The 25,288-nt window shown below is 71.8% G+C and carries 22 protein-coding genes; 11 read left to right on the top strand and 11 right to left on the bottom strand.

Annotated elements, in window-relative coordinates; genetic code table 11:
- Window positions 1-20: 20 nt before the first annotated feature.
- Together IE252_RS21995 and IE252_RS21990 are read right to left on the bottom strand one after the other, a co-directional pair.
- A complete protein-coding gene (locus IE252_RS21995) occupies window positions 21-2,210 on the bottom strand; it encodes a discoidin domain-containing protein (RefSeq protein WP_190091164.1) in 2,190 nt (729 codons plus the stop codon).
- A gap of 185 nt (window positions 2,211-2,395) precedes the next feature.
- The gene (locus IE252_RS21990) at window positions 2,396-3,739 is read right to left on the bottom strand and encodes an ROK family protein (RefSeq protein ID WP_190091163.1); all 1,344 of its coding nucleotides are present in this window, start codon (window positions 3,737-3,739) and stop codon (window positions 2,396-2,398) included.
- Window positions 3,740-3,938: 199 nt separating this feature from the next.
- Here IE252_RS21990 and IE252_RS21985 point away from each other — a divergent pair, with 199 nt between their 5' ends.
- From IE252_RS21985 to IE252_RS21970, 4 genes are read left to right on the top strand one after another with little or no spacing between them, the layout of a single operon-like run.
- Window positions 3,939-5,255, top strand: coding sequence for an ABC transporter substrate-binding protein (locus IE252_RS21985; RefSeq protein WP_190091162.1), 1,317 nt, complete (start codon window positions 3,939-3,941; stop codon window positions 5,253-5,255).
- Entirely contained in the window at window positions 5,252-6,283 is a 1,032-nt protein-coding gene (locus IE252_RS21980; RefSeq protein ID WP_373298590.1) for a carbohydrate ABC transporter permease, read from the top strand. Before IE252_RS21985 ends, IE252_RS21980 begins: the two co-directional genes overlap by 4 nt.
- Window positions 6,276-7,133 carry a carbohydrate ABC transporter permease gene (locus IE252_RS21975; RefSeq protein WP_190091160.1) on the top strand — a complete coding sequence of 286 codons (858 nt, stop codon included), beginning with the start codon at window positions 6,276-6,278 and terminating at the stop codon, window positions 7,131-7,133. The genes IE252_RS21980 and IE252_RS21975 overlap by 8 nt, the downstream gene beginning before the upstream one ends.
- 35 nt (window positions 7,134-7,168) lie before the next feature.
- On the top strand, window positions 7,169-8,533 hold the full coding sequence (locus IE252_RS21970) for a GH1 family beta-glucosidase (protein WP_190091159.1): 1,365 nt from the start codon (window positions 7,169-7,171) through the stop codon (window positions 8,531-8,533).
- A 4-nt stretch (window positions 8,534-8,537) separates the two neighbouring features.
- Here the strand turns inward: IE252_RS21970 and IE252_RS21965 are convergent, their stop codons facing one another.
- On the bottom strand, window positions 8,538-9,017 hold the full coding sequence (locus tag IE252_RS21965) for an NUDIX hydrolase (protein ID WP_190091158.1): 480 nt from the start codon (window positions 9,015-9,017) through the stop codon (window positions 8,538-8,540).
- A 117-nt stretch (window positions 9,018-9,134) separates the two neighbouring features.
- On the opposite strand from IE252_RS21965, the gene IE252_RS21960 reads away from it, so the two are divergent.
- Window positions 9,135-10,304 carry a phosphodiester glycosidase family protein gene (locus IE252_RS21960; RefSeq protein WP_190091157.1) on the top strand — a complete coding sequence of 390 codons (1,170 nt, stop codon included), beginning with the start codon at window positions 9,135-9,137 and terminating at the stop codon, window positions 10,302-10,304.
- A 19-nt stretch (window positions 10,305-10,323) separates the two neighbouring features.
- On the opposite strand, the gene IE252_RS21955 is transcribed toward IE252_RS21960, so the two are convergent.
- Window positions 10,324-11,100 (bottom strand): GNAT family N-acetyltransferase, encoded by a 777-nt coding sequence (locus tag IE252_RS21955; RefSeq protein WP_190091156.1) that lies wholly within the window; start codon window positions 11,098-11,100, stop codon window positions 10,324-10,326.
- Window positions 11,101-11,246: 146 nt separating this feature from the next.
- Between IE252_RS21955 and IE252_RS21950 the strand changes: the two genes are divergently transcribed.
- Window positions 11,247-12,377, top strand: a complete 1,131-nt coding sequence (locus IE252_RS21950) for a sensor histidine kinase (protein ID WP_190091155.1) — start codon at window positions 11,247-11,249, stop codon at window positions 12,375-12,377.
- A 22-nt stretch (window positions 12,378-12,399) separates the two neighbouring features.
- Window positions 12,400-13,068, top strand: coding sequence for a response regulator (locus IE252_RS21945; RefSeq protein ID WP_190091154.1), 669 nt, complete (start codon window positions 12,400-12,402; stop codon window positions 13,066-13,068).
- A gap of 11 nt (window positions 13,069-13,079) precedes the next feature.
- Here the strand turns inward: IE252_RS21945 and IE252_RS21940 are convergent, their stop codons facing one another.
- The 6 genes from IE252_RS21940 to dhaK all read right to left on the bottom strand — a co-directional run bounded on the left by IE252_RS21940 (window position 13,080) and on the right by dhaK (window position 18,471).
- Window positions 13,080-13,514, bottom strand: coding sequence for a MarR family winged helix-turn-helix transcriptional regulator (locus IE252_RS21940; RefSeq protein ID WP_229848705.1), 435 nt, complete (start codon window positions 13,512-13,514; stop codon window positions 13,080-13,082).
- Between the two features lie 91 nt (window positions 13,515-13,605).
- Window positions 13,606-14,142 (bottom strand): PadR family transcriptional regulator, encoded by a 537-nt coding sequence (locus IE252_RS21935; RefSeq protein ID WP_101386853.1) that lies wholly within the window; start codon window positions 14,140-14,142, stop codon window positions 13,606-13,608.
- A gap of 49 nt (window positions 14,143-14,191) precedes the next feature.
- Window positions 14,192-16,213 (bottom strand): NADPH-dependent 2,4-dienoyl-CoA reductase, encoded by a 2,022-nt coding sequence (locus IE252_RS21930; protein ID WP_190091406.1) that lies wholly within the window; start codon window positions 16,211-16,213, stop codon window positions 14,192-14,194.
- A gap of 157 nt (window positions 16,214-16,370) precedes the next feature.
- Window positions 16,371-16,823 carry a PTS-dependent dihydroxyacetone kinase phosphotransferase subunit DhaM gene (locus IE252_RS21925; protein WP_190091153.1) on the bottom strand — a complete coding sequence of 151 codons (453 nt, stop codon included), beginning with the start codon at window positions 16,821-16,823 and terminating at the stop codon, window positions 16,371-16,373.
- The gene (dhaL, locus tag IE252_RS21920) at window positions 16,820-17,416 is read right to left on the bottom strand and encodes a dihydroxyacetone kinase subunit DhaL (protein WP_190091152.1); all 597 of its coding nucleotides are present in this window, start codon (window positions 17,414-17,416) and stop codon (window positions 16,820-16,822) included. Before dhaL ends, IE252_RS21925 begins: the two co-directional genes overlap by 4 nt.
- 62 nt (window positions 17,417-17,478) lie before the next feature.
- A complete protein-coding gene (gene dhaK, locus IE252_RS21915) occupies window positions 17,479-18,471 on the bottom strand; it encodes a dihydroxyacetone kinase subunit DhaK (protein WP_190091151.1) in 993 nt (330 codons plus the stop codon).
- A 200-nt stretch (window positions 18,472-18,671) separates the two neighbouring features.
- Between dhaK and IE252_RS21910 the strand changes: the two genes are divergently transcribed.
- Both IE252_RS21910 and IE252_RS43380 read left to right on the top strand, forming a co-directional pair.
- On the top strand, window positions 18,672-20,306 hold the full coding sequence (locus IE252_RS21910; RefSeq protein WP_190091150.1) for an amidohydrolase family protein: 1,635 nt from the start codon (window positions 18,672-18,674) through the stop codon (window positions 20,304-20,306).
- Between the two features lie 42 nt (window positions 20,307-20,348).
- Window positions 20,349-21,398 (top strand): trypsin-like serine peptidase, encoded by a 1,050-nt coding sequence (locus tag IE252_RS43380; RefSeq protein ID WP_229848703.1) that lies wholly within the window; start codon window positions 20,349-20,351, stop codon window positions 21,396-21,398.
- Window positions 21,399-21,594: 196 nt separating this feature from the next.
- On the opposite strand, the gene IE252_RS21900 is transcribed toward IE252_RS43380, so the two are convergent.
- Entirely contained in the window at window positions 21,595-23,046 is a 1,452-nt protein-coding gene (locus tag IE252_RS21900; RefSeq protein ID WP_190091149.1) for a multicopper oxidase family protein, read from the bottom strand.
- Window positions 23,047-23,555: 509 nt separating this feature from the next.
- On the opposite strand from IE252_RS21900, the gene IE252_RS21895 reads away from it, so the two are divergent.
- Window positions 23,556-23,798, top strand: a complete 243-nt coding sequence (locus IE252_RS21895; RefSeq protein WP_190091148.1) for an NfeD C-terminal domain-containing protein — start codon at window positions 23,556-23,558, stop codon at window positions 23,796-23,798.
- Window positions 23,799-23,859: 61 nt separating this feature from the next.
- A complete protein-coding gene (locus tag IE252_RS21890) occupies window positions 23,860-25,104 on the top strand; it encodes an SPFH domain-containing protein (protein WP_229848701.1) in 1,245 nt (414 codons plus the stop codon).
- Window positions 25,105-25,288: the final 184 nt, after the last annotated feature.

Raw genomic sequence — 25,288 nt, 5'->3', positions numbered from 1 at the left:
CGTCACGGGGGTAACAGGGTTCAGGGATACGAGACCAGCGTCGACGGCGTCGTCGAGGTGCCCGAGGTCGGCGCCCCGGTGCCGTTGACGACGTGCGCGTACTGCCCCTTGCCGCCGAGCGAGACCACCAGTACGTCGTGCAGCCGCACGCCCGGCCGGTCCGGCACCTGGAAGCCGTGGTCCTGGACGATCGTCGGATCCACGTTGTAGTAGCAGTAGCTGCCCAGCCCCCAGCCCTCGTGGGTGGTCACCGAGTCGGCGACCTTGTACGCGGCGAACCCGCGCACGCCGCCGTTCTGGATGGCGGCCTGGTTGGGCGCGTCGTACGCCTTCTCGTTCTGGAAGAAGACCGTCCGGCCGCGCTCGCCGTTCCACTGGACGTCGTACTTGTTGAAGTGCTCCACGAACAGGCCCGTGGCCAGCACGTCACTGCCGTTGACCGTCAGACCGTAGTCGGCCCGGTTGGTGTCCCAGCCGACGCCGCTGCCGTGGTCGGCGCGCCACAGCCAGGTGTGGTCGACGATCGTGTGGTTGCTGTTGATCTCCATGCCGGTGGTGGCCCGGCCCGCGCCCGCCCCGCCGACCCGGACGAACACGTCCTGGACGGTCGTCGGGTCGGCCGCGTGGTTCGCGCTCGCCCCGGGCGGCCCGACCTGGAGCAGTACGGGAGAGTTCACCGGTCCCGCGTCGATGAGGAGCCCGGCGAGCCGCACCCCGTCGACGTCGGCGACCCGCAGCGCGGTCACGCCGTTGTCCGGCACGATCGTGGCGAGCCCGAGGCCCAGGACCACGGTGTCGGGCCGGGTGACCTCGATCGGCCGGTCGACGTGGTAGATCCCGGGCGTGAACAGCAGGTTGAGGCCCTGGGCGAGCGCCTGGTTGATGATCGCCGCGCTCGCGCCGGGCTTCACCACGTAGAACTGGCTGAGCGGCACCGAACTGCCCGGCGTCGCCCCCGAGCCCCACGAGACATCGCGCGCGTTGGTGCGCTTCGCGGGCACGAACACCTTGTAGTCGTTGCCGTCGAGGTAGAGGAACGGCTTCTCGCGCGAGACCGGTGTGGTGTCGAGCGTCGTGTACGGAGGGTTGGGGAAGCTCTGTGCGGGCGCGCCCCGCACCCCGGAGAAGGTCATGTTCCACACGCCGTTGGTCCAGCCGCCCACCGAGCTGTCGCGGGTGTACCACTGCTGCTGCGAGTACGGGCCGACCGTGCCGTCGATCCTGCTGTCCGCGATGTAGCCGCCGCTGGCCCAGCCGTAGCCGTTCGGCGCCAGGTTCAGCCCGCCCTTCACGTGCATCCGCCGGAACGGCGCGGCCTGCGCGACCGCCCAGCGGTCGGTGCCGCTGACCGGGTTGAGCGCCAGGTTCTCGGCGGAGCGCCAGAAGTTCTGGGTGGCGTTGCCGTTGAACCAGCCCGCGTCCACGGTCACATCGCCGTTGAAGGTCGTGTCGTCGGGGTTGAGTCCGAGCCCCGCTATCGAGGTGTAGAAGCCGAGGTTGGCATTGATGCCGTTGTACGTTCCGGGCTTGAACAGAAGCGCGTAGCGGCCGTCGCCGAACTGCGCCGCCTCCTGCTGCCGGAACACCTGGTCCAGCTTGCCCTGGATGTCGGGCGTCGACGGGTCGAAGACCAGCACGTTGGGCCCCAGGTCCCCGCCGCCGGGCAGCGTGGAGCCGCCGCTGCCGAACACCTGGAACTCCCAGAGGGAGTACCCGTATCCGGTGGCGCGAGCCGTCCCGTACATCCGCACATAGCGCGCGGTGCCCGAGATGTTCAGCGTTTCGGTGCCACCGGGGCCGTTGGCCGTGGAGTACGCCGTGGTCCAGGCGGTGCCGTCGGTGGAGAGCTCGATGCGGTACGCCTTGGCGTACGCCGCCTCCCACTTGAGGACCACCTTGCCGAGCGCGGCCGGGGCGCCGAGGTCGACCTGGATCCACTGCGGATCGGAGAACGCGCTCGACCAGCGGGTTCCGTCGTTCCCGTCGACGGCGGCGGTGGCCGGGGTGCCGCCGTTCTCCTGGCTGGACGCGGTGACGGGCCGGCCCTGGGAGAGAGGCGGCGGATCGGCGTGGGCGGCGGGTGCGGGGGCGAAGAGGAGCAGCGCGGCCACCAGCGCGGCGGCCACGGCGGCGGCGAGTCGCCGGGGGTGGGCGAAGGGTCCGGGGGAGGGTCTGGGTGACACCGGGGAACCGGTGAGGGGAGCGGGCATCGCGCCTCGATCCTGAGTCGTGGGGGTGAGGGACGGGATATCTGAGAGCGCTCTCCGATTGCCACCCAGATGGTTCTCCCGCGTTACCGACACGTCAAGAGTTGTACGCAGAACGGTTGTTGGGGCCGAGGGCTCGGCTGTGCCCGCAGCCCCCCGGGGGGGCGCCCACCCCCCCCTCATAGCCGTCAGCGTGCGGCGCGCTCCTCCACCGAGGCCCGCCAGCCGGGCTGTTCGGGGACGGCGGGCGTCTCGTCGGCCGGTGCGCGGCGGCCGCCGCGCGCGAAGAAGTCGGCCAGTGGCAGGGTCGCGGCGCCGACCGTGACCGCGTCCGGACCGAGCCGCCCGAGCTCGATGGTGACGCGCTCGGCGGGGTGCCGCAGCGCGTAGGCGGTGGCGTGCGCGCGCACCGACTCCAGGATGTACGGGCCGAGTTGGAGCCCGGCCCAGCCGCCGATGAGGATGCGCTCGGGGTTGTAGAGGTTGATGAGGTCGGAGAGCCCGGCGCCGAGGTACTCGGCGGTCTCGTCGAGCACGGCCCGCGCGACGGGATCGGCGTCCGACTCGCCCGCACTCCCCGCCTCCGGGTCAACTCCCGCCGGATGCGCCGCCGCCACCAGCGCCGACACGGCCGCCTCCTCCTCGATGCCGTCCGGCAGGGTGGCGCCCGCCTCCCGCCAGCGCGCGACCAGCGCCTCCGCCCCCGCGTACGCCTCCAGGCAGCCGGGCGCCCCGCACCGGCAGCGGCGCCCCCGTACATGGACGGTGGTGTGGCCCCACTCCGCGGCGCTGCTGTGCGCACCCCCGTAGATCTGCCCGTCGGAGACGATGCACGCGCCGACGCCCGAGCCGAACAGCACGATCACCGCGTTCTCGGCGCCGCGCCCGCCGCCGAACCACATCTCGGCCTGGCCGAGCGTCTTGGCGCCGTTCTCCACGAAGAGGCGGACGCCCGGCGGGAGTTCGGCGGCGAGCGCGGTGCGCAGCAGGGCCTCCAGCGGGACCGCGTCCCAGCCGATGGTCTGCCCGTGCACCACGGCGCCCTCGGCGCCGCTGCGGTCGACGATGCCCGGGACCCCGACGCCGATGCCGAGCAGGCGCTCGGGCGCCGGGGCGGCGTCGCGCAGCACGGCGGCCACGCCGTCGCGGATGAGCCCGACGATGTGGTCCACGTCGTAGCCGCCGGTCTCCAACGGCAGCTCAGCGCGGGCCAGTTCACTCATCACCAGGTCGAACAGCTCGACGCGGACACGCGTCTCGCCCACGTCCACCCCGATGAGGTGACCGCTGTCGCGGGCGACCCGGAGCAGGGTGCGCGGGCGGCCGCCGTCCGAGTCGACGACCCCGGCGTCCTCCAGAACCCCCTCGGCGACGAGCTCGGTGACCACGTTGCTGATGGAACCTGAACTCAACCCGGTGGCGGGGCCGAGCGCCTGACGGCTCGTCGGACCGTCGAAATACAACCGTTGCAATACCGCGGTCCGGTTGTCGCGCCGCAGGTCACGAACGGTTCGTCTGTTCGGCATGGCCATATGGCTCCCTCCCTGCGTGCAACATACCGTCGCGCGGGGCCTTGACGCGACCTTCTCTCGGGTCTTAACTCACGTCCTAAATTAAGGCGTGAGTCTGTTCAGGACCTGAACTCGGCCTGCCCGGAAACCCACCACCTCTGCAACCCACCACCTTCGGCACCCGACCACCTCTGGAACCCCGGAAAGGGGCGATCCCGTCATGCGCAGACTCCGAGCCGCGGCTGCCTTCGCGACCGTCACCGCTCTCGCCGCCACCGCGAGCGCCTGCGGCGGCGGCTCCGACACGGGAGGATCGGGCGGCAACGACTCCCCGAAGTCCCTGACGTACTGGGCGTCCAACCAGGGTCCGAACATCGAGGCGGACAAGAAGATCCTGACCGCCGAGCTCAAGAAGTTCGAGCAGCAGAGCGGGATCAAGGTGAAGCTGGAGGTCATCCCCTGGTCCGACCTGCTCAACCGCATCCTCGCCGCCACCACCTCCGGCCAGGGACCCGACGTACTGAACATCGGCAACACCTGGTCCGCCTCGCTCCAGGCCACCGGCGCGCTCCTGCCGTGGGACCAGGCGGCGTTCGACGCGATAGGCGGCCGGGCCAGGTTCGCGGACTCCGCGGTCGCCGCGGCCGGCGCCCCGGGCAAGGACCCGGCGGCCGTCCCGCTGTACTCGCTGTCGTACGCGCTCTACTACAACAAGAAGATGTTCGCCGACGCGGGGATAGCGAAGCCGCCCGCGACCTGGGACGAGCTCGTCGCGGACGGCAAGAGGCTCTCCAAGGACGGCAAGTGGGCGCTGGGCGCAGAGGGCGCCAACCTCGCCAACAACATCCACCAGGTGTTCGTCCTCGGCAAGCAGCACGGCGCGGACTTCTTCGACTCCGCCGGGAAGCCCACCTTCACCTCGGAGGGCGCGGTCGCCGCGGTGAAGCAGTACGTCGACTTCATGGCCAAGGACAGGATCGTCGCGCCGGGCAACGCCGAGTACGCCCAGAACCAGTCGCTGCGCGACTTCTCCACCGGCAGGACCGCCATGGTGCTGTGGCAGGCCGCCGCCTCCACCTTCGCCGCGCAGGGCATGAAGCCCGAGGACTGGGGCGTCGCCCCGGTGCCCGTCCCGGCCGGGACCCCGGACGCCGTCAAGAACGTGAACTCGATGGTCGCGGGCATCAACATCTCCGTCTTCAAGAACACCCACAACCGCGATGGCGCGCTCCGGTTCGTGAAGTTCATGACCAGCGACGAGGAACAGAGGATCCTCAACAAGACGTACGGCTCGATCCCGCCGGTCAAGGCCGCGCAGCAGGACCCCGCCTTCGGCGCCCCCGACACCTCGGTGCTCAAGGAGACGCTGCTCAAGAGCGCCGCCCCGCTGCCACAGGTCCCCGAGGAGTCCCAGTTCGAGACGGCCGTCGGCACCGCCGTCAAGGGCCTGTGGGCCGACGCGGCGGCGGGCCGGGAGGTCACCACCGAATCCGTGAAGGAGGCCCTCACCAAGGCCCAGCAGCAGATGCCGAAGTGAGCGCCCCCGTGACCCCGCCGACCCCCGCGCCCACCGCCGTCGGCGCGCAGGCGCCACCGGAGCGCGCCGAGCGGTCCGGGCCACCGCGGGCCCGCCGCCGCAGTTCCCGCGCCCCCGGCTGGATCCGCCGTGCGAGCCTGCCGTATCTGCTCCTGCTCCCGGCCCTCGCCCTCGAACTCCTCGTCCATCTGGTGCCGATGGTCATCGGCGTCGTGATGAGCTTCAAGACGCTCACCCAGTTCTACATCCGCGACTGGACCACCGCGCCCTGGTCCGGATTCGACAACTACAGGATCTCCGTCGACTTCTCCGCACCCGTCGGCAAGGACCTGCTCGACTCCTTCGTCACCACCTGCCTGTTCACGGTGGCCTCGGTCGCCCTGTGCTGGCTGCTCGGCACGGCGGCGGCGGTCTTCATGCAGGAGAGCTTCCGCGGTCGGGGGCTGCTGCGCGCGCTCTTCCTCGTCCCCTACGCGCTGCCGGTCTACGCGGCCGTCATCACCTGGGCGTTCATGTTCCAGCGCGACAACGGGCTGGTCAACCACGTCCTGCACGACCAGCTCGGGCTCGGCGGCGACCGCGCGTTCTGGCTGATCGGCGACAACAGCTTCTATGCGCTGCTGACCGTCTCGGTCTGGAAGGGCTGGCCGTTCGCCTTCCTCATCGTGACGGCCGGGCTGCAGAACATCCCCAAGGAGCTGTACGAGGCGGCGGCGATCGACGGCGCGGGGGTGTGGCAGCAGATCCGCCGCATCACGCTGCCGTCGCTGCGGCCGGTCAACCAGGTCCTCGTCCTGGTGCTGTTCCTGTGGACGTTCAACGACTTCAACACGCCGTACGTGCTGTTCGGGCGCTCGGCGCCGAAGGCGGCGGACCTGGTCTCCATCCACATCTACCAGTCGTCGTTCGTCACCTGGAACTTCGGCACCGGCGCCGCGATGTCGGTGCTGCTGGTGCTGTTCCTGCTCGTGGTGACGGGCGGCTATCTGCTCCTGACGTCCAGGGGAAGGAAGTCCGCGGATGTCTAGCCCGAGCCCCACCGCACCGCCCCGCTCCTTCGTCTGGTCCCGGCGGATCTTCCTCACCCTGCTCACCGGGTTCGTGCTGCTGCCGGTGTACGTGATGGCCAGCAGCTCGCTCAAACCGCTGCAGGACGTGTCCGGGCGGTTCCGGTGGCTGCCCAGCGGGCTGACCGTGCGGCCCTACCTCGACATCTGGAAGACCGTCCCGCTCGCCAAGTACTTCGTGAACTCGCTGATCGTGGCGGGCGCGGCGACCGTCCTGTCCGTCGTCGTCGCGGTCTTCGCGGCGTACGCGGTGAGCCGCTACCGCTTCCGCGGCAAGCGCGTGTTCACCGTGACCGTCCTGTCCACCCAGATGTTCCCCGGCATCCTCTTCCTGCTGCCGCTGTTCCTGATCTTCGTCAACGTCGGCAACACCACCGGGGTCGCCCTCTACGGCTCGCGCGGCGGCCTCATCCTCACCTACCTCACCTTCTCCCTGCCCTTCTCCATCTGGATGCTCATCGGCTACCTCGACTCGGTCCCGCGCGACCTCGACGAGGCGGCGATGGTCGACGGCTGCGGGCCGCTCGGCGCGCTGTTCCGGGTCGTCGTCCCGGCGGCGATCCCCGGCATCGTGGCGGTCGCGGTGTACGCGTTCATGACGGCGTGGGGCGAGGTCCTGTTCGCCTCGGTGATGACCAACGACACCACCCGCACCCTCGCCGTGGGCCTCCAGGGCTACGCCACCCAGAACGACGTGTACTGGAACCAGGTCATGGCCGCGTCGCTGGTCGTCAGCTTGCCGGTGGTCGCCGGGTTCCTGCTGCTCCAGCGCTATCTCGTCGCCGGGCTCACGGCCGGCGCCGTGAAGTGACGGATCGTCACCCCCACTTCCCCGAAAGGACATTCGTGACCGAGCCCATCGACCTCGCCGCCCTCCCGAAGGACTTCGCCTGGGGCGTGGCCACCTCCGCGTACCAGATCGAGGGGGCCGTGGCCGAGGACGGCCGAGCCCCCTCGATCTGGGACACCTTCTCGCACACCCCCGGGAAGGTCGACGGCGGCCACCACGGTGACACCGCCTGCGACCACTACCACCGGTGGCGCGAGGACATCGCACTGATGAAGGAGCTCGGCGTCACCTCGTACCGCTTCTCGCTCGCCTGGCCGCGCATCCTCCCGGGCGGCGACGGGCCGGTCAACCGGGCGGGGCTCGACTTCTACTCCCGCCTCGTCGACGCCCTCCTGGAGGCCGGGATCACCCCCAACGCCACCCTCTACCACTGGGACCTGCCGCAGGCCCTCCAGGACCGGGGCGGCTGGCCCGCCCGGGACACCGCCGAGCACTTCGCCGCCTACGCGGCGGTCGCGGCCGGGGCGCTCGGCGACCGCGTCCCGCTGTGGGCCACGCTCAACGAGCCGCTCTGCTCGGCGTGGATCGGGCACCTCGAAGGCCGGATGGCGCCCGGCCTCACCGACATCACGGCCGCCGTCCGCGCCTCGTACCACCTGCTGCTCGGCCACGGTCTGGCCACCCGGGCGCTGCGCGCGGCCGCCCCCGCCGCGCGGATCGGCATCGTCAACAACCTGTCGACCGTCGAGCCCGCCACCGGGTCCGAGGCGGATCTCGCCGCCGCCCGCCGGATGGACGGCCACACCAACCGCTGGTGGCTCGACCCGGTGCACGGCCGGGGCTTCCCCGCCGACATGAGGGAGGTGTACGGGGTGGAGCTGCCCGAGCGCCCCGGCGACCTCGCCGCCATCGCCGAGCCGCTCGACTGGCTGGGCCTCAACTACTACTTCGGGGTGCGCGTCGCCGACGACCCGCAGGGCCCGTACCCCTTCGCCCGCCAGGTCGCGCGCCCCCGGCTGCCGCGCACCGGCATGGACTGGGAGATCGATGCGAGCGGCATCGAGACCCTGCTGATGCGGCTGACCGACGACTACGGCGCCCACCGGATCCTCGTCACCGAGAACGGCTCGGCCTACCCGGACGTGGTCCGGCCCGACGGCACCGTCCACGACCCCGAGCGCGTCCAGTACCTGCGCGAGCACCTGGCGGCCTGTGCCCGCGCAGCCCGCAGGGGCGCCCCGCTGGCCGGGTACTACGCCTGGTCGCTCCTGGACAACTTCGAGTGGGCGTACGGCTACGACAAGCGGTTCGGCCTGGTCCACGTCGACTACGCGACCCAGAAGCGGACAGTGAAGGGCAGCGGACGCCACTACGCCGGGATCATCGAGGGCCATCGCCGCCGGGCCCCGCGCGCGGCCTGAGCCGTCAGGTCCGCCCGGACTCCTGGAGGTGCACGGCCAGCCGGTCGAGGAAGACCCGCTGCCCCGCCACCAGCCTGGGCGACGCGTCCTCGGGCGCGAGCCAGGCGACGCGGTCCAGCTCCGGGAACTCCTGCTGCGTGCCGGAGCCCCGGGGCCACTCCATGGTGAAGGTGCCGGGCACCACGCCCGCCAGGTCCAGGTCGGCCTCGACCGCCCAGACCGTCACCACCTTCCCGTTGGCCTGCCGCGACTCGCCGAGCGGCACCGGCGTGCCGTCGGGGGCGGGCAGGCCCAGCTCCTCCTCGAACTCGCGCAGGGCCGCCGCCTCGGGAGTCTCCTCCGGGCCGTACTCGCCCTTGGGGATCGACCAGGCGGCCTCGTCGCGGCCGGACCAGAACGGGCCGCCCATGTGCCCGATCAGCACTTCGACGCCGGTCGGTGCGGTCCGGTAGAGGAGGAGCCCCGCGCTGCGTTTCTCGGCCATGGCGACCAGTGTGCGGGCTGATTAGGTTCCGGGCGATCGGGCTATAGCAGAAAGAAGGCATACATCCGGGCATTTCGGATGCATGTCCGCCCGGAACCACCTCGGAGAGGGAGCGCCATGGCCCGTCGCCGGCTGCTGCCGTGGAGACACCGCCGCGATCTGACGCCGCCCCAGCGTCGTCGGCGCCGCCTGGCCGTCCGGTCCACGCTGGCGGTGTGCGTGCTCGGCGCCGGGACCGTGGGCTGGTCGGTGGGCGAGGCCCTGACCTATCCGGGTGACGACAGCACGGCGGCGCGCCTGGCGGGCTGGGCCCGCGAGCACGAGCTGGGCTTCGTCGTCGACAAGCTGGAGAACCTCCAGTACGAGCTGGACCCGCCGAAGGTCGGCGGGTCGCTGCCGAGCGGGTCGCTGGCCCGGATGCGCGCGGCGGCCGTCGCCCCACCGGCCGCCGCGCGCGGCGGGGCGCCGCTACGGGCCCCGATGCGGCCGCTGGTCGCCCCGGCGCTGCCGGGCGAGGGCGTCTGGCGCGCACTGGTCTCCGCCCACGGCCGCCCGGTCGTGCAGGGCACCTATGTGCGCCCCGACGCCGCCCACACCTCGTACGAGGCGGCCGTCGCCTGGATCAGCGCCAAGGACTCCCGCTTCGAGCTCCACCCCGGACTGCGTGAGCCGGGCGGGTCCTTCGCCGTCCCGCCCAGCATCCCCAAGGGGCAGCGCACGGGCCTGGTGGCGTCCTGGAACGGCGGCTTCAAGATCACCGACGGCGGCTCCCGGGGTGGCTTCTACCTCGAAGGGAAAACCGCCGGCGAGCTCCGCGACGGCGCCGCCTCCGAGGTCTTCTACCGCGACGGCTCGATCCGCATCGGCGTCTGGGGCCGGGACGTGCGGATGACCCCGGAGGTGGTCGGGGTGCGCCAGTGCCTCGACCTGATGGTCGACGGCGGACGGGTGGTACCCGACATCGACAACGACGCCAAGTGGGGCGCCACCGACCAGAGCAGGATGTACGTGGCCCGCTCCGGCGTCGGCGTCACCGCCGAGGGCGATGTGATCATGGTCGTCGGCCAGGCGCTCTCGGCCCGTACGCTCGCCGAGCTGATGGAACGCGCGGGCGCGGTCCGCGCGATGCCCCTCGACATGAACCGCGCCTGGCCGTCCTTCATGAGCTACGACGGCAGCCGCACCCCGGACGACCCGGTGCCCACCAACATCCTGGACTTCGAGAACCCTCCGGAGCGCTACTACAACCAGGCCACCCGCGACTTCGTCGCCGTCTACGCCCGCTGACCCTCAACGGGCGCCCCGATCAAGGCTGGTAGACGTAGGGCGTGGTCGTGCTGAGGCGGGCGAAGCCCAGGCGGTGCAGGATCGGGGCGCTCTGGTCGGAGGCGTCGACCTGGAGGAAGCGGTAGCCGCGCTCGGCGGCGATGCGGGCGCGGTAGGAGACCAGCGCCCGGTAGATGCCCTTGCCGCGCCAGGCCTCGGCGGTGCCACCGCCCCACAGCCCGGCGAACTCCGTCCCCGGGATCAGCTCCATACGGGCCGCGCACACCGGCACCCCGTCGGCCATCGCCACCACCGCGACCAGGGTGTCGGGGGCCTCGGCGAGCTGGAGCTCCATGCGCCGGGCGAGCCGGGGGGAGTCCTCGCCGAACGCCTGCTCGTGCACCGCCGTCATCAGCGCCACCCCGGCCGGGTCGGTCACCGGCACCAGCTCGACGCCCCCGGGCAGCTCCACCGCGCCCATCTGGTCCTCGCTCTCCGCGACCATCAGGGCCTCGGCGGGCTCGGCCGTGAACCCGGCCGCCAGCAGCCGCTCACCGAGGTCGCCCGGGGTGTCGTGCGCGTACAGCTTCCACTCGAACTCGCGGCCGAGCGAGCCGAAGTGCCGTACCTGCTCGGCGATCTCGTGGTCGGCGCACTCCTCGTCGAGGTCCGACCAGAGGACGCCGTTCCAGACGGGGTCCGGTCCCACCTGCCGCACGACCCGGCCCGCGCGCTCCACCCGGGCGAGGGGGCCGTCGGGCGGCGAGGTCTCGCGCATCTGCCGGTCGAACAGGGCCAGCACTTCTTCGTTGTCCATGCGCCCACTCCAACACCGGCGGACGGCGGTGACAAACGGGTTTCGGAACCGCTGCGGAAGGAGTGGATCCGTCTACAACTCCTGCGGTAGTCCGTGCACCGCGAACGGTTGACGCCGCGTGTCTGACCTGCAATTAAGCTGCGGTAATGCGGATCCGCCCCGTTGCCGCCGATGTGCTCGTCGCGCTGGCACAGACATGTGTCGCCGTGCTGCTGGGCCGGGAGGCCTCCAGCCAGGGGCAACCCCCGCTCGACCTGCTCGGATATGTGCTCGCCGTGATCATCAACATGGCGTGCGCGTTCCGTTCCAAGGCGCCGGTGGGCGTGTGCCTCTTCGTCATCGCGACGTGGACGCTCTACATCGCGCTGGGGAACTGGCCGGTCGTGGGCACGTACGGCGGGATGATCGCGTGCTACACGGTCGCCGCCACCCGCCCCGCCCGAACCTCCGTCAGCTGCGCCGGAGTTCTCGGCGCGGTCTGGCTGTTCGCGGGGTTCCGGGTCGGGAGCGACTCCATGCCGTCCGTGGTCGTCCAGGCCCTCGCCGTCCCTGCCGTCATCTGGCGGTTCGGCCGGGTGGCCCGCCGCTCCACCAAGCTCGCCGACCAGCTCGCCAAGGAGCAGGAGGCCCGGGCCCGGCGCGAAGTGGCCGAGGAACGCGGCCGCATCGCCCGGGAGTTGCACGACATCATCGCCCACCACATGTCGGTGATATCGGTCCAGTCGGGTCTGGCCCGCTTCGTCTTCGAGTCCGACCCGCCCACCGCGCGCGGGGCGCTCGGCACCATCTCGGCCACCAGCCAGGAGGCCCTGGAGGAGCTGCGGCGCATGCTGCACGTGCTGCGCGCCGAGGACCTCGATGGCGAGCCGTCGGCCCCGATGCCGGGCCTCTCACGCCTCTCGGACATGGTGGAGCGGCTGCGGGCGGGCGGTCTGCCGGTGGAGTTGAGGGTGCTGGGGGAGGTGCGGCCGCTCGCGCCCGGCGTCGACCTCTGCGCGTACCGGGTGGCGCAGGAGGCGCTCACCAATGTCCTGAAACACGCGCCCGGCGCACGGACGGCCGTGGAAGTCTGTTACGAGCGGAACCATGTCTCGCTCGCCGTCGTGAACGAGGGTACGAAGGCGAATCCGGTCAGAAACCGATCGGGTAGTGGACACGGGTTGATCGGAATGCGGGAGCGGGCCAAGCTCTACGGCGGCACGATCAGCACCGGCCCGAGGAGCGAGGGAGGCTTCGAGGTCCGGCTGCTGCTGCCGACCTCGGCCCAGCCCGTATGACACAGGGGGAAGACGCGCTGCCATGACCAGGGCACTCGTGGTCGACGACCAGTTCCTCGTACGGGCCGGTCTGGTCGCGCTGCTGAGAGCGGCGGGCATCGACGTCGTCGGCGAGGCGAGCGACGGCGAGGAGGCGGTCGCCCAGGCGGCGCGAACCCGCCCCGACGTGATCCTGATGGACATCCGGATGCCCGGGATGAGCGGCATCGCCGCCACCGAGCGGATCCTCGCGGACGCCGAGGACCCGGCGCCGCGCATCCTCATCCTCACCACGTTCGACCTCGACGAGTACGTCTACTCCGCGCTGCGGGCCGGTGCCTCGGGGTTCCTGCTCAAGGACTCGGGGCCGGAGCGGCTGCTCACGGCGGTCGCTGCGGTCGGCGGCGGCGACACCCTCTTCGCGCCGAGCGTCACCCGGCGCCTGGTGGAGGCCTTCGCGCCGCCCGTCGAGCACGCGCCGCACCTCTCGGCGGACCTGGACGCGCTCACCGCCCGCGAGACCGAGGTCCTCAAGCTCACCGCGCGCGGCCTGTCCAACCTGGAGATCTCCGACCACCTCTTCATCAGCGAGGCGACGGTCAAGACCCATCTGAACCGGGCGATGAGCAAACTCGACCTCGCCAGCAGGGCGCAGGCGGTGGTGCTCGCGTACGAGACGGGGCTGGTCACGCCGGGCGGGGGAGCGCGGTAGCTCCCGGGCCGTCAACTCCCGTCGGGAGCCGTGCTGTTGTAGCGGAGCAGGTACGCGGCGAACCGTTCGAGGTCGCCCTCCTCCCAGTCCGCCAGGCGCTCGTGGAAGGCGTGCCGGCGCAGCACCGCCGCCTCGGCGAGCTTCTCGGTGCCGGCGGCGGTGAGGTGGAGCAGCTGGATGCGGTGGTCGGCCGGGTCGGTGCGGCGTTCGATGAACCCCAGCTTCTCCAGGGCCGCGATCTGCCGGCTGATCGTCGACTTGTCGAGCATGTAGTACGCGGCGAGGTCGGTCGCGCGGCACCCCTGCTGGTCCTCCATGTGGGACAGCAGCGTGAAGGAGACCAGGGACAGCTCCGGGTGCATCCGCGCGGCGGCGGCCCGGGCGCGGCGGGCGAACGCGGTCAGCTCCCGCTGGATGGTGGTGACCGACTGGTCTCGGCTGGGCACGGCTGGTCCTCTCACTGGCTAGTTGCATAATACAACGCCCGTGGGGACGGTGCCCGTCCGCCGTGCGGGGCCGGGCTCACGGGGGCCGGGCTCACTCCTCCCCGTCCACCGTATCCAGCGCCTGCGTCAGCCAGCGGATCCAGAACGTCTCCAGTTCGATGCCGCCGCGCAGCACGAGGTGGCGCAGCCGGTCCTGCTCGCTGTCCCGCTCCGGCGGGAAGTCCCGCCGCTCGATCCCCTCGTACATCTCCAACTGCCGCTCGTGCAGATCGAGATGGCGGCGCAGCTCGGCGGTGAGTCCGTCCGTGCCGACCACCGCCGCCGCCCGCATCCGCAGCAGCAGCGGGTCCCGCATGGGGCGCGGGTCCTGCCCGGCGGCGGCCCACGCGGCGAGCTCCGCGCGGCCCGCGGGCAGCACCTCGTACTCCTTCTTCTGGCCGCGCGCCGGGGCCTCGGACGGCAGTGCGCGGATGGCCCCGGACTGCTCCAGCTTGCCCAGCTCGCGGTAGATCTGCTGGTGCGTCGCGGACCAGAAGAAGCCGAACGACCTGTCGAACCGGCGGGTCAGCTCCAGCCCCGACGAGGGCTTTTCGAGCAGGGCGGTCAGGATCGCGTGCGGGAGGGACATGACCGCATCCTAGATTCCGCCGCCCGGCCCGAGTGCGGCCCCGGTGCCGTCAGAGGGCCGCCGCCAGCCGGGTGCCCTGGTCGATGGCGCGCTTGGCGTCCAGCTCGGCGGCCACGTCCGCGCCGCCGATCAGGTGCACGGTGGCGCCCGCCGCCGCCAGCTCCTCGTACAGGTCGCGACGCGGCTCCTGCCCGGCGCACAGGACCACGGTGTCCACCGGCAGCACGGTGGAGGTGCCGTCGACGGTGAGGTGCAGGCCGGCGTCGTCGATCCGGTCGTAGCCGACACCCGGCACCATCGTCACGCCCCGGTGCTTCAGCTCGGTGCGGTGGATCCAGCCCGTGGTCTTGCCCAGGCCCGCGCCGACCTTGGAGGTCTTGCGCTGGAGCAGGTGCACCGTGCGCGGCGGCTTGGGCCGCTCGGGCGCGCGCAGCCCGCCGCGCTCCTCGTACGAGGTGTCGACGCCCCACTGCCGGAAGTACGTCTCGGGGTCCAGGCTCGCCGCTTCGCCGCCGTCGGTCAGGAACTCGGCGACGTCGAAGCCGATGCCGCCCGCGCCGACGATCGCCACCCGCTCGCCGACCGGCGCGCCGTCGCGCAGCACGTCCAGGTAGGTGAGGACGCTGGGGTGGTCGGAGCCGGGGATCTCGGGGGTGCGGGGCGTCACACCGGTGGCGACGACGACCTCGTCGTAGCCGCCGGAGGTCAGCTCGTCGGCGGTCGCCGTGGTGTTCAACCGGACGTCCACGCCGCGCAGTTCGAGCTGCGTACGGTAGTAGCGCAGCGTTTCCTCGAACTCCTCCTTGCCGGGGATCCGCTTGGCGATGTTCAGCTGGCCGCCGATCTCCGCGGCCGCGTCGAAGAGGGTGACCGCGTGGCCGCGCTCGGCCGCCGAGACCGCGAAGGCGAGCCCGGCCGGGCCCGCGCCGACCACCGCGAGGCTCTTGCGGCGCTTGGTGGGGGAGAGGACCAGCTCGGTCTCGTGGCAGGCGCGCGGGTTGACCAGGCAGGAGGTGATCTTCCCGCTGAAGGTGTGGTCCAGGCAGGCCTGGTTGCAGCCGATGCAGGTGTTGATGGTCTCGGAGCGCCCCGCGGCCGTCTTGGCGACGAACTCGGGGTCGGCCAGGAACGGCCGCGCCATCGACACCATGTCCGCCCGGCCCTCGGCGAGCAGCCGCTCGGCCACCTCCGGGGTGTTGATGCGGTTGCTGGTGATCAGCGGGATGGAGACCGACCCCATCAGCTTCTTGGTCACCCAGGTGTACGCGCCGCGCGGCACCGAGGTCGCGATGGTGGGGATGCGGGCCTCGTGCCAGCCGATGCCGGTGTTGATGAGGGTCGCCCCGGCCTCCTCGATGGCCTTCGCGAGCGTGACGACCTCCTCCAGCGTGGAGCCGCCGGGCACCAGGTCCAGCATGGAGAGCCGGTAGATGAGGATGAAGTCCGCGCCGACCCGCTCCCGCGTACGGCGGACGATCTCGACGGGGAAGCGCATCCGGTTCTCGTACGAGCCGCCCCAGCGGTCGGTGCGCCGGTTCACCGCGCCCGCGATGAACTCGTTGATCAGATAGCCCTCGGAGCCCATGATCTCGACGCCGTCGTACCCGGCGGACTTGGCCAGCTCGGCCGCGCGGACGAAGTCCTCGACGGTCTGCTCGACCTCGTCGTCGGTCAGGGCGTGCGGCACGAAGGGGCTGATGGGGGCCTGGAGCGCGCTCGGCGCCACCAGGTCCTGGTGGTAGGCGTACCGGCCGAAGTGCAGGATCTGCATCGCGATCCGGCCGCCCGCCGCGTGCACCGCGTCGGTGACCGTGCGGTGCTGGGCGGCCTCCGCCTCGGTGGTGAGCTTGGCGCCGCCCTCGTACGGGCGGCCCGCGTCGTTCGGGGAGATGCCGCCGGTGACCATGAGGCCGACCCCGCCGCGCGCCCGCTCGGCGTAGAACGCCGCCATCCGCTCGAACCCGTTCTCGGCCTCTTCGAGCCCGATGTGCATGGACCCCATCAGCACCCGGTTGGGAAGGGTGGTGAAGCCGAGGTCGAGGGGGCTCAGCAGGTGGGGGTAGTCGCTCATCGGGGCGTCTCCAGGTACGGCGGTGTCGTCGCTCCAGTTGTAGAGCACGGGGCGCTCTTGTGCAACAAGTTGCATAAAGGCGCTCCGGCGCTTGTGGGCCGGACGCCCGAGGGCCCGGCGGGAACGTCCCGCCGGGCCCCGGCTCGGGTGCCGCAGATCACACCTTCCGGTAGCCGTACGCCTCCGAGGCCGCCGCCTCCACCGCGTCCAGGTCCGCCCCGGCCGAGGCGGTCACGACGGCCGCCACCGCGCCCTCGACGAAGGGGGCGTCCACCAGCCGCGCCCCCTTGGGCAGCTCGTCGCCCTCGGCGAGGAGTGCTTTCACGGTGAGCACCGCGCTGCCCAGGTCCACCAGGACCGCCACGCCCGCGCCCCGGTCGACGGCGGCCGCCGCCTCCGCGATCAGCTCGGAGCTGGTGCCGAGGCCGCCGTCGGGGGTGCCGCCCGCGGCCGCGACGGGAGCGGTCGTGCCCCCGCCCGCGAGACCGATCGCGAGCGCGGCGACGGCGGCGGCGACCTCCGAGCTGTGGGAGACGAGCACGACCCCGACGAGCCCGGCGGCCTCGTCGGCTTCCGCCCGGCCGCCGGCCCCGCCCGCGCTCCCGCTCACGCGGCGGCCTCCTGGAGCGCCCCGATGAGCAGTGCCGACGAGGTCGCGCCCGGGTCCTGATGGCCGATGGAACGCTCGCCCAGATAGCTGGCCCTGCCCTTGCGGGCCTGGAGCGGTACGGTCGCGAGCGCCCCGGCCTCCGCCGCCGCGCCCGCCGCCGCGAAGGACTCCCCGAGCGCCTCGACGGCCGGGAGCAGCGCGTCCAGCATCGTCTTGTCCCCGGCGACGGCCCCGCCCAGCTGCGCCACCGCCGCCGCGCCCTCGCCCAGCGCGGTGGCGAGCTCCTCGCGGCTCACCTCGGCCCGGTCGCCGAGCGCCTTGCCGGTGCGGCGCAGCAGCGTCCCGTAGAGCGGTCCGGAGGCGCCGCCCACGGTCGAGATCAACTGCCGCCCGGCGAGGGCGAGTACGGCACCGGGCGTGTCCGGCGCCTCGTTCTCCAGGACGGCGGTGACGGCGGTGAAGCCGCGCTGGAGGTTGGCGCCGTGGTCGGCGTCGCCGATGGCCGAATCCAGGTCGGTCAGCCGCGCCGCCTCCCGGTCCACGGCCGAGGCGGTCGCGGTCATCCAGCGGCGGAAGAATGCGGCGTCGAGCACGGGCCCTCCTTGAGGTGTACGGAATCGGGTTGTACGGACGGAACGCTCAGCCGGGCCACGGGTCAGCAACCCCACCGCAGCGCGGGCGTGTTCACCGGCGCGTCCCACAGTCGCAGCAGCTCCTCGTCGGCCTGACACAGCGTCACCGAGCAGCCCGCCATGTCGAGGGAGGTCACATAGTTGCCCACGAGCGTGCGGGCCACCGGGACGCGCCGCTCGGCCAGCACCCGGTGCACCTCGGCGTTGAACCCGTACAGCTCCAGGAGCGGGGTGGCCCCCATGCCGTTGACCAGGAGCAGTACGGGACTCGTCGGCTCGAGGTCCTCCAGGACGGCGTCCACGGCGAAGTCCGCGATCTCCCGGGAGGTCATCATGGCCCGCCGCTCGCGGCCGGGCTCGCCGTGGATGCCGACGCCGAGCTCCAGCTCGCCGGGCGGCAGGTCGAAGGTCGGGCCGCCCTTGGCGGGGGTGGTGCAGGCGCTGAGCGCGACGCCGAAGCTGCGCGAACTCGCGTTCACCCGGCGGGCGATCGCCTCCACCCGCTCCAGGGGCGCGCCCTCCTCGGCCGCCGCACCCGCGATCTTCTCCACGAAGAGGGTGGCCCCGGTGCCGCGCCGCCCCGCCGTGTACAGGCTGTCGGTCACGGCGACGTCGTCGTCGACGAGCACCTTGGCGATCTGGACGCCCTCGTCCTCGGCGAGCTCCACGGCCATGTCGAAGTTGAGCACGTCACCGGTGTAGTTCTTGACGACGAACAGCACCCCGGCCCCGCTGTCCACGGCGGCCGCGGCCCGCACCATCTGGTCCGGCACGGGCGAGGTGAACACCTCACCGGGACACGCGGCGGCGAGCATCCCGCGCCCCACGAACCCCCCGTGCAACGGCTCGTGCCCCGACCCGCCCCCGGACACCAGCCCCACCTTCCCGGCGAACGGCGCGTCCCGGCGCACGATGACCCGGTTCTCCACGTCGACGGTCAACTCCGGATGCGCGGCCGCCATCCCGCGCAACGCGTCGGCGACGACGGTTTCGGCCACGTTGATCAGCATCTTCACGGGTGCCTCCGGGTGATGTCGGCGGAAGTGGCGGCGGGGAACCGCGGATCACCGTAGCCACTGGCGGGCTCCCCGGTGCGGGACGACCGCCGCGTGTCGGCCACACGGGGGCCTGCCGTGCGCGCGTCGGGCGGTTCTGGTGTGCCCTGTAGTGAGTATGAGGACCGGGGGAGGGAGAGGGACAGGGCATGGAGAAGAGAATGCGACGCAGGTGGTCGGTGCTGGCCGGGGCGACCGCGCTCGGGCTGGCCGTGGGCGTGCTGCCGGGGGTGGCGGAAGCCACCGGGGCCGGTGCGGGTGTCATCGGGCAGCGCCCAGCCGAGGCCGGTCAGGGCCAACCGGGCCGCTCCCAGCCCCAGTTGGACCGCTCCACCCCCACCGACCTCCTGCGTGACCTCCCCAAGGGCGGTGACCTGCACCATCACCTCGGTGGTGCCGTCCGCGCGGAATCCCTCATCGGGTACGCCGCCCGCGACCGCAAGTGCGTCGACACCACCACGTACGTCGTCACACCCGGACCCCAGCCGTGTGCCACCGGGCAGCGGCCCGCCCAGGACGCCATGCAGCCGGGGCCGTTCCGCCGTGCGGTCGTCCGGGCCTGGTCGATGCGCGGGTTCGTCCTGCCGCCCGACGGCGACCCGCAGCCCGGGCACGACCACTTCTTCGCCACCTTCGGGAAGTTCGCCGAGGCGGAGGCGGGCCACGACGCGGACATGCTGGCCGAGGTGGCCCGGGACGCCGCGTGGGAGCGGACCGCGTATGTCGAGACGCTGGTGACCGAGGCGGCCGAGCCGCTCCAGCGGCTGGTCGACCGGGTGCATCCGGCGGACCCGGGCCCGTCCGGCCTGGCGGAGTTCCACCGGGTCCTCACGCGGGATCCCCGGTTCCAGGAGATCGTCCGGGAGGCCGCGGCCGCGTACGACCAGAGTTTCCACGACTACCGCAAGATTCTCGGCTGCGACCGTGCGCCCGCGCCGGAGGCGTGTTCCGTCGTCATCCGCTTCGACTACCAGGTCGGCCGCGCCCAGGCCGCCCGCCACGTCTTCGCCCAGCAGATCCTCGGCTTCGAACTCGCCCGCCGCCGGATCGGCCGGGTCGTCGGGGTGAACATGGTCCAGCCCGAGGACGCCCCGATCGCCCTGCGGGACTACACCCTGCACATGAAGATGATCGGCTTCCTCAGGTCCCGCGCCCCGTCCGTCCACGTCAGCCTGCACGCCGGTGAGCTGGTCGACGGGCTGAACGGGGTCGGCGGCCGCGACCTCACCTTCCACATCGCCCAGGCCGTCGACGTGGCGGGCGCCGAGCGCATCGGGCACGGTGTCGACCTCCTCGACGAGCGTGGGTACCAGGACCTGGCCGCCCGGATGCGCGGGCGGCACGTCCTCGTCGAGGCTCCCCTGATCAGCCACGACCAGATCCTCCGGGTCAGCGGCGACCGGCACCCCCTGCACACCTATCTCGACGCCTGGGTGCCCCTCGCCCTGGCCACCGACGACCCCGGCGTCAGCCGGAGCAGCCTCACCGACGTCTTCCGACTGGGCGTCACCGACCAGCACCTGGGCATCGGGGAACTGCGGACCGCCGCCCGCGCCTCGCTGGACCACGCCTTCGTCGAGGGGGCCAACCTGTGGCGGGAGCAGGACCGGTACGACACCTTCGCCGCGCCCTGCCGGGGCGACACCCCCGACCCGGACCGGCGGCCTGATGCCGCCTGCCGGACGTTCCTGGCCGCCAGCCCCAAGGCCGCCCTCCAGTGGCGGTTGGAGACGGACTGGCGGGCGTTCGAGCGCTGCTGCGCACACGACGGGGCGCTCCGGTCGCGCACCCGTTGAGCCTCAGCGGCATATATGGATCATTCGGGCAGGATGTCGGCCGTGAATCTCTTCCGACTGCGGCCGGGGCCGACGGTGGGGCTGCGGCTCGGGCTCACCCTCGCCGCCTCGGGCGCGCTCCTGCTGGCCGGTGGAACACCCGCCGACGCGGCGCCCGGTACGACCTCGCATGCGGGGGAGTGGACCGCTCCCGGCGACGACGGCTGGTCGGACGCCGACGTCCTCGGCTTCTGGAACCCCGGGCGCATCTCCGCCGCCACCGACCCCGGACGCCCCGACGCCGACGGCGTCCCGACCGGTACGCCCGGGCCGCCGGCCGCCGTGCCCAGTATGCCGAGCGCCGAGCACTTCTCCGGGATCTCCTCCGTGGGCGTGCTGTTCACCTCCGCGGGCGCGGACCCCACGACCGGCGAGCTGCGCGCGCACAAGTGCTCGGCGAGCGTGGTGGAGAGCGGCGGGCGCGATCTGATCCTGACGGCGGGTCACTGCGCGGGCGGGCGGGCCGTCTTCGTACCGCAGTACCGCGCGAGCAGCGAGCTGGCCGACCAGCCGTACGGGTTCTACCGGGTCACCGACTGGTACGTGGACGACCAGTACGTCCGCAACAGCAAGGGGGCCGTCTCCGACCTGGACTACGCCTTCGCGCGGGTGGCGGCGGCGCCCGACGGCCGCAGTGTGCAGGATGCCGTGGGGGCCAACCACCTCGTCCGTACGCCCGGATACCGCCAGGACGTGACGATGCTCGGCTACCCCCGGGTGGGGCGCAATCCGGCGGACCAGCCCGTGCGCTGTGCGGCGCGGTCGGGGCCGCTGTCCGGGTTCCGGCAGATGCGGGTCGAGTGCGCCGGGATGTGGGGCGGGGTCTCCGGCGGGCCGTGGTTCTCCGACGTCGACTGGGACGCCGGGACCGGCGAGATCATCGGGAACGTCGGCGGCTTCTACGGCGGCGGCATGGACGTGCCCGAGTCCGACCCCCGCTACCACCAGATCACCTACAGCCCCGTCTACGGCGACCGCTTCTTCCGGCTCTACGCCGACGCCCTGAACGGCAGACGGCCGCACTACGGCTCGTATCGTCAACTTCAGCAGTAGGAAGGGGAGTTGGGCGGACGGCGGGCGGATCCGGTGAACCGGGTCCGCCCGCCGTCCTGGCCGCGCCGCGGCCCGCTGCCATGGGTACCCTCCGGGCTGCCTGGCGGGGGCGCAGGAGCCAGCAGGGGGCGGGGTCGCGACACGGCCGTACCAGGGGCGGGCGGGGACGCGTCCCCGCCCGCGGGGGTGACGGGTGTCAGACGACTTCCATCGTCGCCATCATGCCCATCGCCGCGTGGTCGAACATGTGGCAGTGGTAGACGTACTTGCCGCGGTAGCCGGTGAAGGTGGCCTGCACCTTGATCTTCTCGCCCGGCATCAGCCGGACGGTGTCCTTGAGCCCGGTCTCGGGCCCGGACGTCACCGGGACGCCGTTGCGCTCCAGCACCCGGAACTGGACCAGGTGGATGTGGAAGTTGTGCGGCACCCGCTGGTTGACGTTGCTGACCGTCCACACCTCGGTGTCGCCGTACTTGATGGTGTTGTCGACGCGGGTGTGGTCGTAGACCTTCTCGTCGATGTACCCCATGCCGTCCGCGGAGTTCTCGTCCACCCGCAGCACGACGTTGCGGTTGACCGTCGGCGCCGGCAGCGCGGGCAGCGTCCGCAGCTTCGCCGGGACCTTGCTGTAGTCCGCGGCCGTGCGGGTCACCCGGAACTGGAGCACCGGCGTGGGAGGCACGCCCGCGGGCACGTTCTCCGTGTTGACGATCTCCACGTTGGTGCCCACCGGGTACTTGGAGAAGTCGATGACGACGTCGGCGCGCTCGCCGGAGGTGATCGAGATCTTGTCGGTGGTCACCGGGGCCTCCAGCAGGCCGCCGTCGCCGCCGATCTGCTGGACGGTCGAGCCGTCCGACAGCTTCAGGGTGAAGAACCGCATGTTGGCCGTGTTGTACAGCCGGAAGCGGTACTTGCGCGCCGCGACCTCGAAGTACGGCCAGGCCTTGCCGTTGGCGAGGATGACGTTGCGGCCCCGGAAGTCGTTCATCTGGTAGATGAGCTGCCCGTTGTCGTCGAAGCGGGCGTCGCGGATGGCGATCGGGAGGTCGTACGCGCCGGACGGCAGGCCGAGCGCCTTCTCCGGCAGGTCCATCAGCGTGTAGAAGCCGGTCAGACCGCGGAAGACGTTCTCCGACTCGACGTGGTGCGCGTGGTCGTGGAACCACAGGTTCGCGTTGGGCTGGCTGTTCGGGTACGTGTAGGTCTTCTCGCCGCCCGGCTGGATGAGGTCCATCGGCGTACCGTCGCTGGACTCCGGTACGTGCCCGCCGTGCAGGTGGATCGAGGTCGGCGACGGCAGGTTGTTCTTCTGCGTCACCACCACGCGGTGGCCCGAACAGGCCTTGATCCACGGGCCGGGGAAGTGGCCGTCGAAGGTGCGGACGGTCGTCTGCTTGCCCGGGATGATCTCGGTCTCGACCTCCTGCATCTCAAAGCTGTAGTACGCCGTCGTGCCCGATATACGGTCCGGCTTCAGGGTCTCCGGGACCGGCATCTCCTGGGCGAACTTGGGGATGGTGGTCGGGTCGATGTCGGTGGCCTGAGCCTGCGCCTCGCTGCTCAGGGCCGGAATCAGCAGTCCCGCGCCCCCCACGGCGCCGGTGAGCGCGACGCCGGCCTTCATCGCATTTCTGCGTGTGATCATCAAGAACTCTCCCAGCGAGACATGCTGAGGACGCCCCCGCGGCGTCCTGGCAGTGATCGATCGGGCGGCGAGCGGGCACTCCCGCAGGCGCCGCCGGCCCGTCACGCGGCCCGGCGAGTGGGTCGGCTCGCCGCCGCCTGACCGGCAGTCCCGGGGAACAGCCCCACCTCGTTCATGAAGCTCGGCCTCGGGGTGTCGCATGGTGCTTCGGCGCCCTTCCGGGGTGGGGCCCGGCGCGACGCAGTAGATCTTGTCCCCCAGTCTCCCGGTGGCCATCTGACCGAACAAGACACTCTGGTTTCAGGGTTGTGTCAGATTTCGCAAATTACTTGCCGGTTGTGTAGGGCATCTGGCATCCGAACGTCAGACTCCGTCAGGCACCCGAGGATGGGCCGCGCGGGGGCGGGGAGCTATCGTCAGAAGTCCGGATCGGTCGCGCGTCCGGAACGGGTGGGCGGCCCCGGACCGTAGAGGGCCGGTTCCGCGGCGACAAGGGGGGCGGTCCAGCCATGGAACAGGACGATGCCGTGATCGGCTGCACCGGCGAAGTGCTGATCGGCACCCGCGGCTCCGGCGGCCCCGGCGAGGTCCTGGTGCGGGTCCGGGGCGGCTCGGAGACCTTCCTCGCCTGGTCCGAGGAGCCCCTGCCGCGCGGGGCGAGGGTCCTCGTCGTGGACTCCCGCGGCACCCGCCAGGTCGACGTCATCGAGTGGTCCGACCCGCTGGACGAACTGGGCCTCGGCACCGGCTGACACCCGCCCGGCCCCTCGGACCGCTCATCAGCACCGCAAGCAACAGACAAGGGAGACCCAGATGTTCGGTTACCGCGTGCCCGCCCCGGACGAGGCGATGCTCATCTCCGGCGGCAGACGAGGCCTCGGGGGAGCGCCGTTCCGGGTGGTGACCGGGCACGGCAAGTTCGTGCTCCCGGTCTTCCGCAAGACCCGGTTCCTCACCCTCGCGATGTGCGAGTCGGAGGTCACCGAGACCTGTGTGACCAAGCAGGGCATCGCGCTGACGGTACGGGCCGTCATCGCCTTCAAGGTCGGCAACGACACCGAGAGCATCGTCAACGCCGGTCAGCGCTTCCTCTCCGACCAGGACCAGATGTCGGTGCTCACCGGCCGGATCTTCGCCGGTCATCTGCGGGCGATCATCGGCTCGATGACCGTCGAGGAGATCGTGACCGAGCGCCAGAAGCTGGCCGCCGAGGTGCTCGACACCTCGAAGTCGGAGATGGCGAAGATCGGCCTGATCGTCGACTCGCTCCAGATCCAGTCGATCGACGACGGCGACACCGGCTACATCGAGGCGATGTCGGCCCCGCACAAGGCGGCCATCCAGCGCCAGGCCCAGATCGCCCAGGCGCAGGCCACCCAGGCCTCGGTCGAGGCCGAGCAGGTCGCCGCGCGCAACCAGGCCGAGTACGCCCGTCAGACCGCCATCGTCAAGGCCGAGTATTCGGCCGAGGTCGACCGCGCCCAGGCCCAGGCCGCCCAGGCCGGCCCGCTCGCCCAGGCCCACGCCCAGCAGGAGGTCCTGGCGGCCCAGACCGAACTGGCGCTGCGCCAGGCCAAGCTGCGCCAGCAGCAGCTGGTCGCCGAGATCGTCAAGCCCGCCGAGGCCGAGGCCGAGCGGATCAGGGTGCTGGCCGTGGCCGAGGCCGAGCGGATGAAGATCCAGGCCGAGGCGGCCGCCTCGTACGACCGGGTCGCGCTCGACCGGATGCTGATCGACCAGCTGCCGCAGATCGTCAAGGAGGCGGCCGGCGGCCTCGCGGGCGCCAACGTCAACGTGCTCAACGGCGCCGACGGCCTCGGCGAGATCGCGGCCGGCCTGGTCGGCCAGGGCCTGACGATCCTCGACTCCGTACGCCAGAACCTGAGCGGATCCGGCCAAGTACAGGGCGGACGCGACGGTTCCGTCAAGGGCGGCGGGCTGCTGGAACTGCAGGGCTACCTCGGTACGGCCGGGAAGCCCGCGCGGGAAGAGGGAGAAGCGCCGGGCGAGGGCGGCTCGCAGGCCAGGACCGGCGACGGTCCGGTCACCCTGGACTGATTCCGCCCCACCCCGCTTCGGGCACGGATTGGTCAAGCGGCCCACGAGAAGGGTGAGAGGGGTGTCCGGCGGGTGAATCGTGCGCGAGGATGGGGTTATGACCGCGGCCCATCGCGCCATGGCTCAGTTGGAGACATGGCCGAATCTGGTAAGTGGCCCGCCCCGGTGCGCCGTTGGGCAAGCC

This window comes from Streptomyces melanogenes (assembly GCF_014649795.1).
GTDB lineage: Bacteria > Actinomycetota > Actinomycetes > Streptomycetales > Streptomycetaceae > Streptomyces > Streptomyces noboritoensis.
This window is presented reverse-complemented; position numbering and strand designations above follow the sequence as displayed.